Raw genomic sequence first — 15,084 nt, forward strand, 5'->3', positions numbered from 1 at the left:
ATGGATCGCGCGCTTCGTCGTAAACTCGCCAACTATGTCTTTATCGGGCTGTGCGTCATCGGCACGGCTATCGCTCTGGGCGCCCTGGCACTCATCCTGTGGTCGCTGTTTTCACAGGGTATCGGTGGGATGAACCCGAAAATCTTCACCATGGATACGCCGGCGGCCGGTTCAGAAGGCGGCCTGCGCAACGCCATCGTGGGCTCCATCCTGATGTGCGGCGTCGGCATGATCATCGCCGTGGTAGTCGGCATCCTGGCCGGCACCTGGCTGGCTGAAATCGGCGGCGACACCACCTACGGCCATATCGTCCGCTTTCTGAACGACGTGCTACTGTCGGCGCCCTCCATCCTGATCGGCCTGTTCGTCTACGAACTGCTGGTGTTCAAGAGCAACCCGCTGTCACTGGGCCATTTCTCCGGCTGGGCAGGTGCCATCTCACTTGCCATCCTGGCCACGCCGATCGTGACGCGGACGACCGAGGATATCCTTAATCTGCAACCCAATGCCCTGCGCGAAGCCGGCATGGCGCTGGGCGCCTCGCAGTTCACTACCATCCGCTCGATCATCTGGAAGGCGGCGGGATCCGGTCTGCTCACCGGTGGTCTGCTGGGCTTTGCCCGTATCTCCGGCGAGACCGCGCCGCTGCTGTTCACGGCCCTGGGCAACCAGTTCTACAACGGCAATCTGAGCCAGCCGATGGCCAGCCTGCCGGTCACCATGTTCAACTTCGCGCTGACGCCCTATGAAGACCTCAACAAGCTGGCCTGGGCTGGTGCGCTTCTGGTCGCTGTCGCCGTGCTGGGGGTCAATATTCTTGGCCGCTGGCTCGCGCGCGAAAAGAATGCCGGCCATTAATCCCTTATTGCTCATCAACTGAGAACAGTCATGACAACCGACACGACCTCCCCGGATTTCAAAAGCGTCATCGTTCCGCCGCCCGAAGGCAGCCTGGTGCTTGAAATCAGGAAGCTGAACTTCTTCTATGGCCAGCATCAGGCGCTGTTCGGTGTCGATCTGCCGGTGAAGAAGAACGCCATCACCGCCCTGATCGGGCCGTCGGGCTGCGGGAAATCGACCCTGCTGCGCACGATCAACCGCATCTATGATCTCTATCCCGGCCAGCGCGCCGAGGGCGAGATCCTGTTTGAAGGTGAAAACCTGATCGGCCCCAAGGTGGACGTGGCCGCCCTGCGTGCCCGTATCGGTATGGTCTTCCAGAAGCCGACCCCGTTCCCGATGTCGATCTACGACAATGTCGCCTTCGGTGTGCGCCTGCACAGTTCGAAGTCGAAGGCGGAACTGGATGAACTGGTGGAAAGTTCGCTGCGCAAGGCGGCGCTGTGGGACGAAGTGAAGGACAAGCTGCACAAGTCCGGCCTGGGGCTTTCCGGCGGTCAGCAGCAGCGTCTCTGCGTGGCGCGCGGCATCGCGGTCAATCCGGAAATCCTGCTGCTCGATGAGCCGGCCTCGGCGCTCGATCCGATCTCGACCGCCAAGCTGGAAGACACGCTGGAAGAGCTGAAGAGCGACTACACGATCGTCATCGTGACGCACAACCTGCAACAGGCGGCGCGCCTGTCGAACTATACGGGTTTCATGTTCCTCGGCAAGATGGTCGAGTTCGGCCCGACCGAGGAACTGTTCGTCAAACCGAAGGTCGACAAGACTGGCGATTATATCGGTGGTCGCTTCGGGTGATGATTTCCTGGGCGTGGGGGCTGTGCCCCCACAAACCTTGCCTTATTCCAAAGAAAAACCCGGCCTTTTAAAGGCCGGGTTTTTCTTTGGAAAGAGAGAAGACTTAGGGCCGCGGGCCCCAAACCCCATAAGTCAGTGTACATACAGCGTCCGCGCGTCACTGTCGAAGGTCGTGCCGTCAGTGCGCGTTGCGCGGATGCTCAGCTTGTGTTCGCCCGATGTCAGCGAGCCGGCCGGGAATTTGAAATCATATTGCAGCTTCGGCCAGTTGGGATCGTATTTCAGCATGTCAGGTACGCGGAATGCCTCCGGATCGAGACCATAGCGCGCCCGTGTCACCACCTTGCCATCCAGCAGCACATCAACCGCGGTGACGCCCATCGGATCAGCCGCGGCGCCGTGATAATTGCCGGTATCGTCGCGGCTGAGGAATTCCCCGCGTTCCGGATGGGCGATATAGGCCGGTGGGAAGAAGGCGCATGGTGCGCCGGAAATATCGGTCAGCGGATGGGTGCGCACGCGCGCTGTGTAGAAATCGACGGCCATCTTGTAGGGCGGCAGGGCCACGATGCGGAATGGCTCGATGTCCTCGAAATTCTGGCAAAGCTTGGTATACATCGCCACCTTGTCAGCCTCATGATAGATATAGGACGGCTCCAGCATGGCCAGCATCACGCCCTTGCCGGCCTGCTTTTGCAGAAGGGCCGACATATCCAGCCCCCATTTGTGCCGCGCCACCACGAAGCGCGTCAGTTCATCGTTCGGATCGTCGAGCGTATAGAAGCGGCGATGGCTGTCGCCTGATCCGGGAAATTCCATATGGACGGCGCTCATATGGCTATTGGCGGCCCAGGCCACGTCCGGACCGAAACGTTCCTTCGCGCGGGCATCTGCGGCGGCGATATCGGGCTCCAGAAGCGACCAGTTCTCGTTCTTGAGGATGTTATGCTCGCGCAGCGCATAGGGCAGTTCTGCCGAATGGACGAAGGCCCACTGATAGGCGGTTCCGGCGATGCCGACCGCCAGGGCCATCAGCGGCGCCGTGGCGATCACAGCCATGCGCATATAGCGCCGGCCTTGTGTCACGGCCCGGCTCATGAAGTTTTCCAGCAGGTCCGGTACGAAGGGCAGCAGCGGGATAAAGGCCATGAAGGGCCAGTGCGGCATGATCTTCTTGTTGAAGATGGTCTGCACGCCGTAGAAAACGAGGATGACGACAAACTGCCAGGCCAGCAGGCTTTCCGGCTTGTCGCGGTCGCGGATAAGGCCGTTCTTCGCGGCCACCACCATGGCGGTGAAGAAGACGGGGGTGCCCATGGCGAACTGGGTCTCAAAATAACTCAGCAGGCGGCCGGGATCGGGCTTGAACTGCGGGCGGTTGAGCACATGGAACTGGATGGCCGGCCAGTCATTAAGTGCATTATAGATCAGCGAGGGCAGGAGGCCCAGCAGGGCCACGCCGGCGGTGATCCAGACGCCCGGCTTCGTCCATAATTTGCGCCCCTGCGCATTGGCCAGCATGAAGACGACGACAGCCAGGCCCGGTGCCAGGAAACGGAAATGCACCAGCAGGCCCACCGCCGCGCAGACGCCGGTCAACACCCACCACTTGACCTGATCCTGCTGGATGGCGCGGATCAGGCAGCCGAGCATCAGGGCCATCAGCACCTGCAGTGCGCCTTCGGGATAGAAGACTGTGCCGTTGAGCGACAGGGGCGGCAGGAGCAGGGCGATCATCGCCGCCCACAACGCGTTGCGGTGACTGACCAGCGGCGTGGCCATGAAATAGACGGCAAACGGCATCATCGTGGCGATGATCAGCGAGACGATCCGCAAGGGCAGGACGTGCCAGCCGAAGATCGCTGTCACCAGCCGCGCCAGCCAGGGGAAGCCGGCGGGAATATCGGGATAGCCAAGATCGAGATAGGCGCCAGAGACGACGAAATGGCCTTCTTCCCAGATCACATGGCTGATCAGGGCGACATAGAATTTCCAGGCCAGCAGGATCGCGCCCAGTATGAAGGTGGCGCGGATCAGGCTTTTGTCATCGCCCAGGAAAGGCTTTTGCGGCGCCAGCGGCGGGCGCTCACTATTCAGATCGTAGAATTCGGCCATGTGGTCTCCCCAGTCAGTCCCGACTTATAGCGGGCCTTAGGGAACGGGGTAAAGCCCCCTAAGCTTCGACCCGTTCGCGTGTGGCGCTGGAGACGGTGTAATCGGCGGCGACCCGGACATCGCGCAGGTGGCGCACCTGGCGGATCGATTCCTCGTAAAGCGGATGAGCCTTGTAGGCGCGGAAGTCCTCGATCGTATTGAATTCGCCATAAACGATGACGTCGATCTCGTTGGCGATCTGGTCGATCTTTTCGTTATAGGCCACTTCCAGCAGGGCGGCGTGCTCGATCTGGGTCAGGACGGACAGGCCGCGATAAATGGCCTCACGATCCGCTTCATTCGGGCTGGAAAACATAACAATGTGACGGATCATGACAATTCTTTAGGCAGGCTTTTCGTAACAAATCGAACGACCCCGTTCCCTTAAACCGTGAGGCTTATCCGTCAAGCGCCGATTTGCCGCACGCTTCTGTTCGGGTGCGTTATTCCCCGGCCAATCCTTCAGCGTGGCCGCAGGCGTGGTCATGGACATGAACCGGGCGATGATAGAGATAGTTGCAGGTATGACCGGCAGCGATCAGCATGGCGCCGATCACGCTCATGGCCACTTCCACATCGCTGAGCGCGGGGATAAAGGCGGCGAGGGCCAGCAGGATCAGGCCGGAGACGATGGGGGCGGAAATCTGCCATTTGCGCCAGACGTGTGAGGCGCGAATGGCCCACAGGCTGATCGGCGCGGCGGTCAGCACCAGGGCGGCATGGACCCAGCTTCCGGTAAAGGGGGTCAGGACCGGCAGCAGCACAACCAGGAACGGCAGGGCCAGGCAATGCACCACGCACAGGGCGGAAAGCGCCAGCGAGGCGATATCGAGCCATTTTTTCTTCAGGTCAGGCATGGTCAGTGTTACCGTGGGCCGGCGGAAACGCCGTGGTCATGCAAATATGTTATATTGTAACTTTTTGCAAGGGTGGGCCCGAAATATAATTATGAGGAGGGGATATGATCGCCTTTGCCGAGATTGAAAAACGGGCTGTTGAACGCAAAGGGAATCTGGTGCCGCTGCTGCATAATCCCCTGTCGGCAAAGGAAATCGCCGCCATTCCCGATGACCGTTGGCTGTCGCAGATGACGCGCTGCATTTTCGAGGCCGGGTTCAACTGGGATCTGATCGACAAACGCTGGCCGCAGTTTGAAACGGCCTTTGAAAACTTCGACATTACCCGCTGGGTCTTTATGTCGGACGACGATCTCGACCATCTGCTGAAGACGCCGGGCCTGGTGGCCAATGCGCAGAAGATCCATTCGGTCGGCGAAAATGCCCGCTTCATTTCCGATATCGGCCAGACGCACGGCTCGGCCGGCGCCTGGTTCGCGGACTGGCCGGCCGGGCGCTATATGGAGCTGTGCCTGGAACTGAAGGCGCGTGGGTCACGGCTTGGCGGTATAACCGGCCAGCGCATGATGCGGCGCATGGGTGTCGATGCCCTGATCCTGACCCCGACCGTGGTGAAGGCGCTGAATCACTGGAGCGTAATCGACAGCGAGCCGACCTCGAAAAAAGCTTTTCTCGGTTTGCAGACCATATTGGATGAATGGCGCGCTGAAACTGGACATGGCCTGAACCATATCAGCCAGATTTTGGCCTGGTCGATCGACTGAGCAGGATACCAAAGTAAGACCTTGCGTATTTAATAAATCAATTTTAGTTATTGCGCCAATCCGGACAACACGGACATCGGGAGACGAGATTATGGTGAACGCGCAACAGCGGCTGGCGGACCTGCGCGCCGAATATGAGGCCCTGATTGCGGAAGCCAATGCCCCGCAGCCGCGCAGCAACGGCATCTATCAGCGCTGGCAAAATCCGGTTGTTACAGCCGCCCATGTGCCGCTGGAATGGCGTTACGACTTCAACCCTGAGACCAATCCGTTCATGATGGAGCGGATGGGCATCAACGCCACTTTCAACGCCGGGGCGATGAAGTGGCAGGGGAAGTACATCGTTATGGTGCGCGTCGAGGGCGATGACCGAAAATCGTTCTTCGCCGTCGCCGAGAGCGCCACGGGCATCGATGGCTTCCGCTTCTGGCCGAAACCGGTGGTGCTGCCACAGACAGAAGATCCCGACACCAATGTCTATGATATGCGCCTGACGCAGCACGCCGACGGCTGGATTTACGGCCTCTTCTGTACCGAGCGCAAGGACTTGACCCAGCCGGATGACCTGTCGGCGGCGACGGCGCAGTGCGGCATTGCCCGCACGAAGGATCTGATCACCTGGGAGCGCCTGCCGGACCTGATCACCCATTCCGGCCAGCAACGCAATGTGGTGCTGCATCCCGAATTCATCGACGGCAAGTACGCCCTCTATACCCGCCCGCAGGATGGCTTTATCTCTGTCGGTTCCGGCGGCGGCATCGGTTGGGGCCTGACCGATGATATGACAAACGCGGTGATCGACCGTGAAGTGATCGTCGACAACAAGGTCTACCACACCATCAAGGAGATCAAGAACGGCCAGGGACCGGCGCCGATCAAAACGCCGGAAGGCTGGCTGCATCTGGCGCATGGTGTGCGCAATACGGCGGCGGGCCTGCGCTATGTGCTTTACATGTTCATGACGGCGCTCGACGAACCCTGGAAGATCATCCATGCGCCGGGCGGGCACTTCATAGCGCCACAAGGAGCGGAGCGTGTCGGTGACGTGTCGAACGTCACCTTCGCCAACGGCTGGATCGCCGATGAGGACGGCAAGGTCTTCATCTATTACGCCTCGTCGGACACCCGCCTGCATGTGGCGACCTCGACCGTTGCGCAACTGGTCGATTACTGCCAGAACACCCCGGCTGATCCGCTGACCTCCGCGGCCTGCGTGCAGCAGCGTATCGATCTGATTGCCAAAAATGAGGCATACAATGCTGCCTACACGGCGGCCAAATGAAGCTGCGCGAAGACGCCCGTGCCGAAGGTCTGCGCCTACTCGACTGGTGGGCCAGCCATCTGGTCGATGACTGCGGCGGCTTTTACGGCGAGGTCGATGCCGATGACCGGCCGGTGCCCGAGGCATCGAAAAGTATCATCCTCAATACACGCCTGCTGTGGTTTTTCAGCGCCATGGCGGGAAAGGGTGATGCGCGTGCGGCGGGGCTGGCCCGGCGTGCGGCGGACTATATCCGGACCTATTTCCATGATGCCGAACAGGGTGGCCTCTACTGGTTGCTGAAGGCGGACGGCCGCCCCGAAGACACCCGCAAGCAGGCCTATGCCCAAGCATTTGCGGTCTATGCCTTTGCCGAATATTATCACGCCACCGGCGATGCGGCCGCGCTCACCTTTGCGCGCGACCTTCAGGCCCTGATCGAGGCGAAATACTGGGACTCCGAACGCGGTGGCTATATCGAAGCGCTTAATCGCGCGTGGAATCCGCCGGCGGATCAGCGCCTGTCCGACAAAGACCTCGATGCGCCCAAGACCATGAACACGCACCTGCATGTGCTGGAAGCCTATAGCCGGCTGCATGGGGTAGCGCCGACAGAGGACACGCGCGCGGCCCTGTATCGTATTCTCACCGTGTTTCTCGATCGCTTTGTTGCACCAGATGGCCATCTGCGATTGTTCTTCGATATGGCGTGGAACGACCTGACGCTGTCGATCTCCTATGGTCACGATATCGAGGCCAGTTGGCTGATCTGGGAAGCGGCAGAAGCACTCGACGATAAGGCCCTGCTCGAACGCGCCCGGCCTATCGTGCTGGCCCTGGCCGGGACCGCGCGCCGCGAAGGCATGAGTGAGGGCGGCGCATTCAGCTACGAAAAGAGCTTCGACGGCCATACCGATCCCGACGGTGAATGGTGGGAGCAGGCGGAAGCCCTGGTCGGTTTCGTCAATGCCTGGCAGATGACCGGCGAGGCGAACTGGCTGGAGGCCGCCGAAAAGGTCTGGGCCTATACGAAGACGCAATATGGCGCGGGCGGGGTGTCCGAATGGACCTGGTACGCCGCCTCAGCGTCAAAAGATAAGATCTATAAGGCGGGCCAATGGAAATGCCCGTATCATAACGGACGGGCGATGATTGAAGTGGCCCGCCAGTTGAGGAAGACCTAAATCCCTTGATCCTCCCCTGCGATAGCGGAGGAGGTGGCCAGTTTGTCTGGCCGGAGGGGGCATACTGACGGCGGGGTTTGCCCCCTCCGTCAGCGACTACGCGCTGACACCTCCCCCGTAAACAGGGGAGGATAAGAGAATAAAAGGGGCAAGGAAATGAACTTACAACCAATCGACCTCGCCATCGTCGCCGGCTATCTCTTGCTGACCGTCGGGCTCGGTTTCTGGGTGGCGAAGCTCGCTTCCGGCAGCATCCAGGGCTATTTCCTGGCGGGCAACAAGCTGCCGTGGTGGGTGCTGGGGCTGTCAAACGCGTCAGGGATGTTCGATGTCGCCGGCACCATGTGGATGGTCGGGCTGCTGGTGGTGTACGGCCTGAAATCGGTCTTCATCCCGTGGCTGTGGCCTGTGTTCAACCAGGTCTTCCTGATGGCCTTTCTGGCGATCTGGCTCCGGCGTTCCGGCAAGCTGACTGGCGCCGAATGGATCAGCTTCCGTTTCGGTGAGGATTTCGGTGCCCGCGCCTCGCACCTGATCAATGTCGTCTTCGCCCTGATCATGGTGGTGGGGATGCTGGCCTTCGGATTCCTGGGGATTGGCAAGCTGGCGGCCGAGTTCATCCCCTACAGGTTTTCCGCCGATCCGATGATCAATGACAAGATCTACGGCCTGATCGTCGTGGCCCTGACCACGGTCTATTCGGTCAAGGGCGGCATGTATTCCGTGGTCATGACCGAAATCCTGCAATTCTTCATCAAGCTGGTTGTCTGCATCGCTATCGCCTGGATCGCCATGTCGCTGGTGACGCCCGAGATGATCCGCGCCGTGGTGCCGGCCGGCTGGCACGACATCCTGTTCGGCTGGAAGCTTGATCTCGACTGGGCCGGCCTGGCGCGCTCGGCGGCGCCGGACCAGAAGGTGGTGGCCGATACGGCCGTCTCGGTGATCTCGAAGGAGGGCTATTCGGCCTTCGGCATCTTCTTCATTCTGATGACGTTTCAGGGCGTACTCAAGGCCATGTCCGGGCCGGCGCCGAACTATGACATGCAGCGCCTGCTGTCGGCCAAATCGCCCACCGAAGCGGCCAAGATTTCCGGCTTCGTCAATGTGGTGCTGCTGTTCCCGCGCTACCTGATGATTGCCGGCATGGCGGTGCTGGCCCTGTGCTTTATCGGCCCGCAATGGACGCATATGCAGGCGGTCGCCGCGGCGTCCGGCCAGAGCTTTACCGGCGATATCGATTCCATCCTTCCATGGGTGATCCGCAACTACATGCCGCCGGGCCTGATGGGGCTGGCGCTGGCGGGGATGCTGTCGGCCTTCATGGCCACCTATTCGGCCTCGCTCAATGCGGCGCCAGCCTATGTGGTCAATGATATCTACCGCAAATATATCCGCCCCGATGCGCCGCAGAAGCGACTGGTTCATCTGAGCTATGCCACCTCCCTGACCTTTGCGGTGCTGGGGGCGCTGATCGGCTGGCAACTGACCTCGATCGACGGGATTGTCGGCTGGATCACCACGGGTCTTTATGGCGGCTATACGGTCGCCAATGTCATCAAGTGGTACTGGTGGCGGCTGAATGGCACCGGCTATGCGGCGAGCATGGCGCTGGGCGTGGCCGTGGCGATGTGGATGGCGGTGTGGAAAGACCCGGTGACCGGTCAGGCGATCAATGCGCTGTCGGCCTTTCCGTGGCTGCTGCTGGCCTGTCTGGCTGCGGCGGTGATCGGTTCGTATGTGACTAAGCCGACCGATATGGCGACGCTTAAGCTGTTCTATAAAAAGACTCGCCCCTGGGGTTTCTGGAAGCCGGTGCTGGAGGCCCTGCGCACCGATGAGCCCGAGGTTCAGCCTAATCGTGACTTCTGGCGCGACATGTTCAACTCGCTGACCGGCGTGGTGTGGCAGACGGCGATCACCGCCTCGGCCATCTTCCTGATCATCCGTGAGATGGATCGCTTCTGGCTGTCGCTGGGGCTGGTGGTGCTGTGCTCGGTGGTGATGAAGTTCACCTGGTGGGATAAGCTGCGGGACGAACCGGCGTAGTTTTGGAAAGTAAGATACCCCACCACCATCTTCGCTTACGCTCGATGGTCCCCCTCCCCGGCATAGCCGGGGAGGTATAAGAAAAAACATACCTCCCCAACTTTGTTGGGGAGGGGAACCGCGTCCGCAGGGCGGGGCGGTGGGGTTTCTTGCTTCACTTCTCTTGCATCAAACTGTAACCGAATTACATACAGTGGGCGTCATTCAGGAGTGCCCGCTGTGAAAATCGAAATCTGGTCCGATGTCATCTGTCCGTTCTGCTATATCGGCAAGGCGGAGCTCGAAACCGCGCTGAAACAGTGGGGCGGCGAGGCCGATATCAGTCACCGGTCCTTTCGTCTGTCGCCCGGCCAGACGGTGATCCCCACCGACCTGATGTTGCAGCAGAAATACGGCATGAGTCCGCAGCAGGTAAGTGCCAATCAGGCGCAGGTCACGGCGCGCGCGGCACAGGCGGGGCTCGAGTTTCATCTCGATGGCACACTGGCCGGCGATACCACCGATGCCCACCGCCTGATCGCTTTGGCGCAGGGCCACGGCAAGCAGACCGAGGCGGTCGACCGGCTTTACCGCGCCTATTTCACCGATGGCCGCAATATCTTCGACCGCGCCGTGCTGCATGAGATCGGCGCGGAGCTTGGCTTGGCCGCCGCGGATATCGATGCGGCTTTCACCTCGTCCGATATCGATATGTCCATCGCGCTCGATCAGCGCCAGGCGCAGGTCTACGGCGTGCACGGCGTGCCTTTTGTGGTGGTGGATGGCAAATATGCCGTTTCGGGTGCCCAGCCGGTGGCCGCTTTTCTGCAGACGCTTCAGGCCGCGGAGACCGAAGCGAAAAAGAATCCGGTCGTTGAAGGCGATGCCTGTGGGCATAGATGGCTGCGATCCCGCATAAAATAAATGTGGCGAGTCAATTGGCGAACGGGGAGGCGCGGCCTATATAGCCGTTTATCCTCCATTCCGAGCCCAGTCGAAAGCGACCGCCTGATGAGTCCTCCCAATTTGCAGAATACCCCGATGCCGAAGCCAAAAGCCAAGGTATCGGAGACGATCGCCTTTCTGAAGCCATACCTCTGGCCGTCCGATCGCGCCGACCTGAAAATTCAGGTGATCTGGGCATTGCTCGCCATGCTGGTCGGCAAGCTGTTGACGGTGATCACGCCCTATCTGTTCAAATGGGGCGTCAATGCTCTGGGGCCGCACGCGCCGCAAGTGCAGAATCCGGGCTTCTGGAGCCTGATCCTGGCCATGCCGCTGCTGATGGTCATCGGCTATGGCATTTCCCGTATCTTGTTCAATGTGTTCAACAATATCCGTGACGCCATGTTTGCGGCGGTCGGCCAGCACGCTGTGCGCGGCCTGGCCAACCGCGCCTTCGTCCATCTGCATAATCTGAGCCTGCGCTTCCATCTTCAGCGCCGCACCGGCGGGCTGTCGCGCGTTATCGAACGCGGAAAGGCGGGGATCGAGACCATCATCCGCCTGACTATGATGGTAGGCATCCCGACGATTGTCGAATTTGTCCTGACCGCTGTCATCATCGCTTTTCAGTTTAGCTGGATCTATGTCGTCGTCGTGGCCGCCACGGTTTTCGTCTATGTCTGGTTCTCGATCATCGCCTCCAACTGGCGGATCAGCATCCGCAAGGACATGAACGAGGCGGACTCGGATTCGATGTCCAAGGCGGTCGATTCCCTGCTGAATTTCGAGACCGTCAAATATTTCGGTAACGAGGCGCACGAGTCGGCGCGTTATGACCGCGCCACTGCCATGTATGAAAAGGCGGCCATTCGCACCTATACCTCCCTGGCCTGGCTCAATATCGGCCAGACGGTGATCTTCGGCATCGGCATGACCATCGTCATGGTGCTGTCGGCCTGGGAAGTGTCGCAAGGCAAGCAGTCGATCGGCCACCTGGTCATGATCAATGCCTATATGATGCAACTCTCCATCCCGCTGAACTTTATCGGTACGCTCTACCGCGAAATCTCGACCGGCCTGATCGACATGGAAGCCATGTTCAAGCTGCTGGACGAACCCGCCGAAGTCACCGACAAGGCCGATGCGCCGGACCTGGTGGTCAGCGATGGCAAGGTGGCGTTCAAGGACGTGATCTTCTCCTATGATCCGGACCGAGAAATCCTGAAGGGCGTTTCGTTCGAGATTCCGGCCGGCAAAACGGTCGCTGTCGTCGGACCTTCCGGTGCCGGCAAATCCACCCTGTCGCGCCTGTTGTTCCGCTTCTATGATGTGAAGGGCGGCTCTATCGAGATCGATGGCCAGGATATACGTGAGGTCAACCAGGCCTCCTTGCGCAAGGCCATCGGCATGGTGCCGCAGGATACGGTGCTGTTTAACGATACAGTGGGCTATAATATCGGTTATGGCCGCTATGGCGCCTCGCGCGAGGAGATCGAGGACGCCGCCGAGGCCGCCCAGATCGCCGGCTTTATCAGCACCTTGCCGAAGGGCTATGAGACTGAAGTCGGTGAGCGCGGCCTGAAGCTCTCCGGCGGGGAAAAGCAGCGTGTGGCCATCGCTCGTACCCTTCTGAAAGCGCCGCCGATCCTGATCCTTGATGAGGCGACCTCGGCGCTCGATACCCACACCGAGCGCGAGATCCAGGCATCGCTCGATGACGTGTCTAAGAACCGCACGACACTGGTCATTGCCCACCGCCTGTCAACCGTCGTTGGCGCAGATGAAATCCTGGTGCTCAAGGATGGCGTGGTGGCCGAGCGCGGCAAGCATTCCGACCTGATGAAGCTGAACGGCATCTATCACTCGATGTGGGAACGTCAGCGCGCCGCCGATGCCGCCCGCGAGACGCTTGCCAAAGTGGTTGCGGAAGTCGAATAGCGCTTTCCTGGCGCTTGCACCACGCTACCGCTATCGCCGGGAAGTGAGGCGTGGATTTCCCGCTTCGCGGGAAGGCGAAATGGTCAATAAAAAAAGCCCCTCGCGCCAGATGGTGCGAGGGGCTTTTTTTGCTTATTGCGGCAGCTTACATCGAAGACGAAGTGGTCGTCGTTGTGGTCGTGGTCGACATGGCGGCATCCGACATGGCGGCGTCGGAGGCCGGGGCCATGGTGTCTACGGCCGGCGAGGTAACCTCGGTCGAGGTTTCGGTTGTGGTGGTCGTGTCGGCCGGCTTCGAGCAGGCGGCAACGGAAAGCGAAGCCGCAGCGACGGCGGCGATAGCGATGAACTTGAACGTATTGCGCATGATTGTGATTCCTTCTCACCAAGACGTGAAGGACTATGGCGAAGGGGGCATATGGAAGCGCTGTGGCTGCGGGGCAGATTCCATAAAAATCTCATAAAGAGATTTTACGCACGGTTACTGCGCCACCCAGCCACCGTCGATGCTGAGGGGCGCGCCATTGATCGCCTTGCCGGCATCCGAACACAGGAAGACGGCAAGCGCTGTGATGTCCTCGACCGTGACAAATTCGCCGGTCGGTTGGGCGGCCAGGATGACGTCCTTGATCACCTGCTCGCGCGTCATGTTGCGTGCCTTCATGGTGTCCGGGATCTGCTTGTCGACCAGCGGTGTGTGGACATAGCCGGGGCAGATAGCGTTGGCAGTAATACCAAAGGTGGCGCCTTCGAGCGCAATTGTCTTGGTAAAGCCGAGCAGGCCGTGCTTGGCGGCGACATAGGCCGACTTGAACGGCGATGCCACCAGCGCATGGGCCGAGGCGATGTTGACGATGCGGCCCCACTTCTTCGCCTTCATGCCGGGGAAGGCGAGGCGCGTGGTGTGGAAGCTGGAGGTCAGGTTGAGGCCGATAATGGCGTCCCACTTTTCCGGCGGGAAATCCTCGATCGGCGAAACGAACTGGATGCCGGCATTGTTGACAAGGATATCGACCCCGCCGAGATTGTCGTTGATGTCCTTGAACAGTGCTTCAATCTGGTCGGCCTTTGTCAGGTCGGCGCCGTTGAACCTCACCTCAACGCCGTGTTCGGCCGCCAGATCAGCGCGGACCTTTTCGATCTCGGCGGCGTCGCCGAAACCGTTGAGCATGATCTTCGCCCCCTGCGCCGCCAGCCCCTTCGCTATCGCCAGCCCGATACCGCTGGTGGAGCCTGTGATGAGGGCGGTCTTGCCGGAGAGAGCTTGAGACATGAGCTTATTCCTTTGGCTTTTTGGGGGAGGAGTCTTGTGCGTGTGAGGCGACATTGAGCGCCTGCTTGCCGCATTGTTCGACAAAGGTCATGGTCGCACGAGTCTGGTCCTGGCCGTATTTCAGGCAGGTGGCGGCCCAGCGCTTCTGCAGTTCGGCCATGCTGGCGGGATCATGCTTTGCGGATGCCTCGTTCATCAGGGCGATGGCTTCCTGGGTGAAGGCGGCGGTATCTTCGGCATAACGATGGGAGGTGGTGCTGATCATCTCGATCAGGTTGATCAGGCTGCGCGCGGCGCGCTGCTGCTGGTCAGCCATCAGGCGCAGGCCATTCTCAAAGGACGAGGGGGTGGTCATGTCCGCTGTCTCCTCCGTAAGGCGGTATATTCTCAACCAAATAACGCAAAACTATGGCGGTTTTCGCACAGTTGCGCAAATGCAAAACAACTGATGGGAAAGCGCTGTCTTAATTTAAAAGAATGGTGCCCAGAAGAACCTTGGCGCCCTTGCGGCCGAGGATCGCATCCGTGGCGGACTGGAGCTGCATGGCGATAAAGTCGGTATTGACCATGGCGGTCGAATTGAGCGTGCCGGCATAGGCTTGCAGGCGAGCGACATAGGCATCCTGGAGGCGCGGCTGATAGAGCTTGATCTGTTCGACCAGCTTGGCGTCTTCGCAATAGAGGCCCATGTCGACACTGAGCGTGCCGTGCCGCCGGCGGCTGGCCTCGGTAAAGACATTGATTGTCTTGAACTGCGTATAGTTTTCGCCGCCGCCCTTTTTCTTGGGTTCGGAAGCAAAGGCGACCGGTGCGATAAGACCGGTTGCGGCGGCAAGGGCGAGGAACTGTCTGCGGATCATTTCAGCAGTCTAACCCAGTGGCGTTAAGGTCCGGTTTATGTGAGGTAAATATGAAATTTACCATAAATTCAATGATATAAGTCAACTCAGAATTAAGGGATTCCCGGTATTTTTGATAA

Annotated in this window: 15 protein-coding genes; 8 read left to right on the plus strand and 7 right to left on the minus strand. The window is 59.9% G+C overall.

Annotated elements, in window-relative coordinates:
- Positions 1-858: a phosphate ABC transporter permease PstA gene (gene pstA / locus BLO49_RS13215; protein WP_090649492.1), complete on the plus strand. Its 858-nt coding sequence runs from the start codon at positions 1-3 to the stop codon at positions 856-858.
- A 30-nt stretch (positions 859-888) separates the two neighbouring features.
- A complete protein-coding gene (gene pstB, locus BLO49_RS13220; protein ID WP_090649495.1) occupies positions 889-1,701 on the plus strand; it encodes a phosphate ABC transporter ATP-binding protein PstB in 813 nt (270 codons plus the stop codon).
- Between the two features lie 132 nt (positions 1,702-1,833).
- Here the strand turns inward: pstB and BLO49_RS13225 are convergent, their stop codons facing one another.
- From BLO49_RS13225 to BLO49_RS13235, 3 genes are all read right to left on the minus strand, one after another.
- On the minus strand, positions 1,834-3,816 hold the full coding sequence (locus BLO49_RS13225; RefSeq protein WP_090649497.1) for an ArnT family glycosyltransferase: 1,983 nt from the start codon (positions 3,814-3,816) through the stop codon (positions 1,834-1,836).
- A 58-nt stretch (positions 3,817-3,874) separates the two neighbouring features.
- Positions 3,875-4,189, minus strand: coding sequence for a Dabb family protein (locus BLO49_RS13230; RefSeq protein ID WP_090649500.1), 315 nt, complete (start codon positions 4,187-4,189; stop codon positions 3,875-3,877).
- 109 nt (positions 4,190-4,298) lie between these two features.
- Positions 4,299-4,712: a MerC domain-containing protein gene (locus tag BLO49_RS13235; protein WP_090649503.1), complete on the minus strand. Its 414-nt coding sequence runs from the start codon at positions 4,710-4,712 to the stop codon at positions 4,299-4,301.
- A gap of 104 nt (positions 4,713-4,816) precedes the next feature.
- Between BLO49_RS13235 and BLO49_RS13240 the strand changes: the two genes are divergently transcribed.
- The 6 genes from BLO49_RS13240 (at position 4,817) to BLO49_RS13265 (ending at position 12,832) form a co-directional block, all read left to right on the plus strand.
- Positions 4,817-5,476, plus strand: a complete 660-nt coding sequence (locus BLO49_RS13240) for a DNA-3-methyladenine glycosylase I (RefSeq protein WP_090649505.1) — start codon at positions 4,817-4,819, stop codon at positions 5,474-5,476.
- Between the two features lie 91 nt (positions 5,477-5,567).
- Positions 5,568-6,758 (plus strand): glycoside hydrolase family 130 protein, encoded by a 1,191-nt coding sequence (locus tag BLO49_RS13245; protein WP_090649508.1) that lies wholly within the window; start codon positions 5,568-5,570, stop codon positions 6,756-6,758.
- Positions 6,755-7,921, plus strand: coding sequence for an AGE family epimerase/isomerase (locus tag BLO49_RS13250; protein ID WP_090649511.1), 1,167 nt, complete (start codon positions 6,755-6,757; stop codon positions 7,919-7,921). The genes BLO49_RS13245 and BLO49_RS13250 overlap by 4 nt, the downstream gene beginning before the upstream one ends.
- A 156-nt stretch (positions 7,922-8,077) precedes the next feature.
- Entirely contained in the window at positions 8,078-9,970 is a 1,893-nt protein-coding gene (locus BLO49_RS13255) for a sodium:solute symporter family protein (RefSeq protein ID WP_090649514.1), read from the plus strand.
- A gap of 219 nt (positions 9,971-10,189) precedes the next feature.
- Positions 10,190-10,873 (plus strand): DsbA family oxidoreductase, encoded by a 684-nt coding sequence (locus BLO49_RS13260; RefSeq protein ID WP_090649517.1) that lies wholly within the window; start codon positions 10,190-10,192, stop codon positions 10,871-10,873.
- Between the two features lie 87 nt (positions 10,874-10,960).
- The gene (locus tag BLO49_RS13265) at positions 10,961-12,832 is read left to right on the plus strand and encodes an ABCB family ABC transporter ATP-binding protein/permease (RefSeq protein WP_220083745.1); all 1,872 of its coding nucleotides are present in this window, start codon (positions 10,961-10,963) and stop codon (positions 12,830-12,832) included.
- A gap of 145 nt (positions 12,833-12,977) precedes the next feature.
- On the opposite strand, the gene BLO49_RS13270 is transcribed toward BLO49_RS13265, so the two are convergent.
- From BLO49_RS13270 to BLO49_RS13285, 4 genes are all read right to left on the minus strand, one after another.
- The gene (locus BLO49_RS13270; protein ID WP_090649520.1) at positions 12,978-13,199 is read right to left on the minus strand and encodes a hypothetical protein; all 222 of its coding nucleotides are present in this window, start codon (positions 13,197-13,199) and stop codon (positions 12,978-12,980) included.
- 114 nt (positions 13,200-13,313) lie between these two features.
- Positions 13,314-14,105: a 3-hydroxybutyrate dehydrogenase gene (locus BLO49_RS13275; protein ID WP_090649523.1), complete on the minus strand. Its 792-nt coding sequence runs from the start codon at positions 14,103-14,105 to the stop codon at positions 13,314-13,316.
- Positions 14,106-14,109: 4 nt separating this feature from the next.
- Positions 14,110-14,460: a phasin gene (locus BLO49_RS13280; protein WP_090649526.1), complete on the minus strand. Its 351-nt coding sequence runs from the start codon at positions 14,458-14,460 to the stop codon at positions 14,110-14,112.
- 109 nt (positions 14,461-14,569) lie between these two features.
- A complete protein-coding gene (locus BLO49_RS13285) occupies positions 14,570-14,965 on the minus strand; it encodes a Tat pathway signal protein (protein WP_090649529.1) in 396 nt (131 codons plus the stop codon).
- Positions 14,966-15,084: the final 119 nt, after the last annotated feature.

This window comes from Asticcacaulis taihuensis (assembly GCF_900100255.1).
GTDB lineage: Bacteria > Pseudomonadota > Alphaproteobacteria > Caulobacterales > Caulobacteraceae > Asticcacaulis > Asticcacaulis taihuensis.

Bases quoted from the DNA above. Each gene is read 5' to 3' on its own strand.
- pstA (WP_090649492.1), top strand. From the start codon at position 1: ATGGATCGCGCGCTTCGTCGTAAACTCGCCAACTATGTCTTTATCGGG.
- pstB (WP_090649495.1), top strand. From the start codon at position 889: ATGACAACCGACACGACCTCCCCGGATTTCAAAAGCGTCATCGTTCCG.
- BLO49_RS13225 (WP_090649497.1), bottom strand. From the start codon at position 3,816: ATGGCCGAATTCTACGATCTGAATAGTGAGCGCCCGCCGCTGGCGCCG.
- BLO49_RS13230 (WP_090649500.1), bottom strand. From the start codon at position 4,189: ATGATCCGTCACATTGTTATGTTTTCCAGCCCGAATGAAGCGGATCGT.
- BLO49_RS13235 (WP_090649503.1), bottom strand. From the start codon at position 4,712: ATGCCTGACCTGAAGAAAAAATGGCTCGATATCGCCTCGCTGGCGCTT.
- BLO49_RS13240 (WP_090649505.1), top strand. From the start codon at position 4,817: ATGATCGCCTTTGCCGAGATTGAAAAACGGGCTGTTGAACGCAAAGGG.
- BLO49_RS13245 (WP_090649508.1), top strand. From the start codon at position 5,568: ATGGTGAACGCGCAACAGCGGCTGGCGGACCTGCGCGCCGAATATGAG.
- BLO49_RS13250 (WP_090649511.1), top strand. From the start codon at position 6,755: ATGAAGCTGCGCGAAGACGCCCGTGCCGAAGGTCTGCGCCTACTCGAC.
- BLO49_RS13255 (WP_090649514.1), top strand. From the start codon at position 8,078: ATGAACTTACAACCAATCGACCTCGCCATCGTCGCCGGCTATCTCTTG.
- BLO49_RS13265 (WP_220083745.1), top strand. From the start codon at position 10,961: ATGAGTCCTCCCAATTTGCAGAATACCCCGATGCCGAAGCCAAAAGCC.
- BLO49_RS13270 (WP_090649520.1), bottom strand. From the start codon at position 13,199: ATGCGCAATACGTTCAAGTTCATCGCTATCGCCGCCGTCGCTGCGGCT.
- BLO49_RS13275 (WP_090649523.1), bottom strand. From the start codon at position 14,105: ATGTCTCAAGCTCTCTCCGGCAAGACCGCCCTCATCACAGGCTCCACC.
- BLO49_RS13280 (WP_090649526.1), bottom strand. From the start codon at position 14,460: ATGACCACCCCCTCGTCCTTTGAGAATGGCCTGCGCCTGATGGCTGAC.
- BLO49_RS13285 (WP_090649529.1), bottom strand. From the start codon at position 14,965: ATGATCCGCAGACAGTTCCTCGCCCTTGCCGCCGCAACCGGTCTTATC.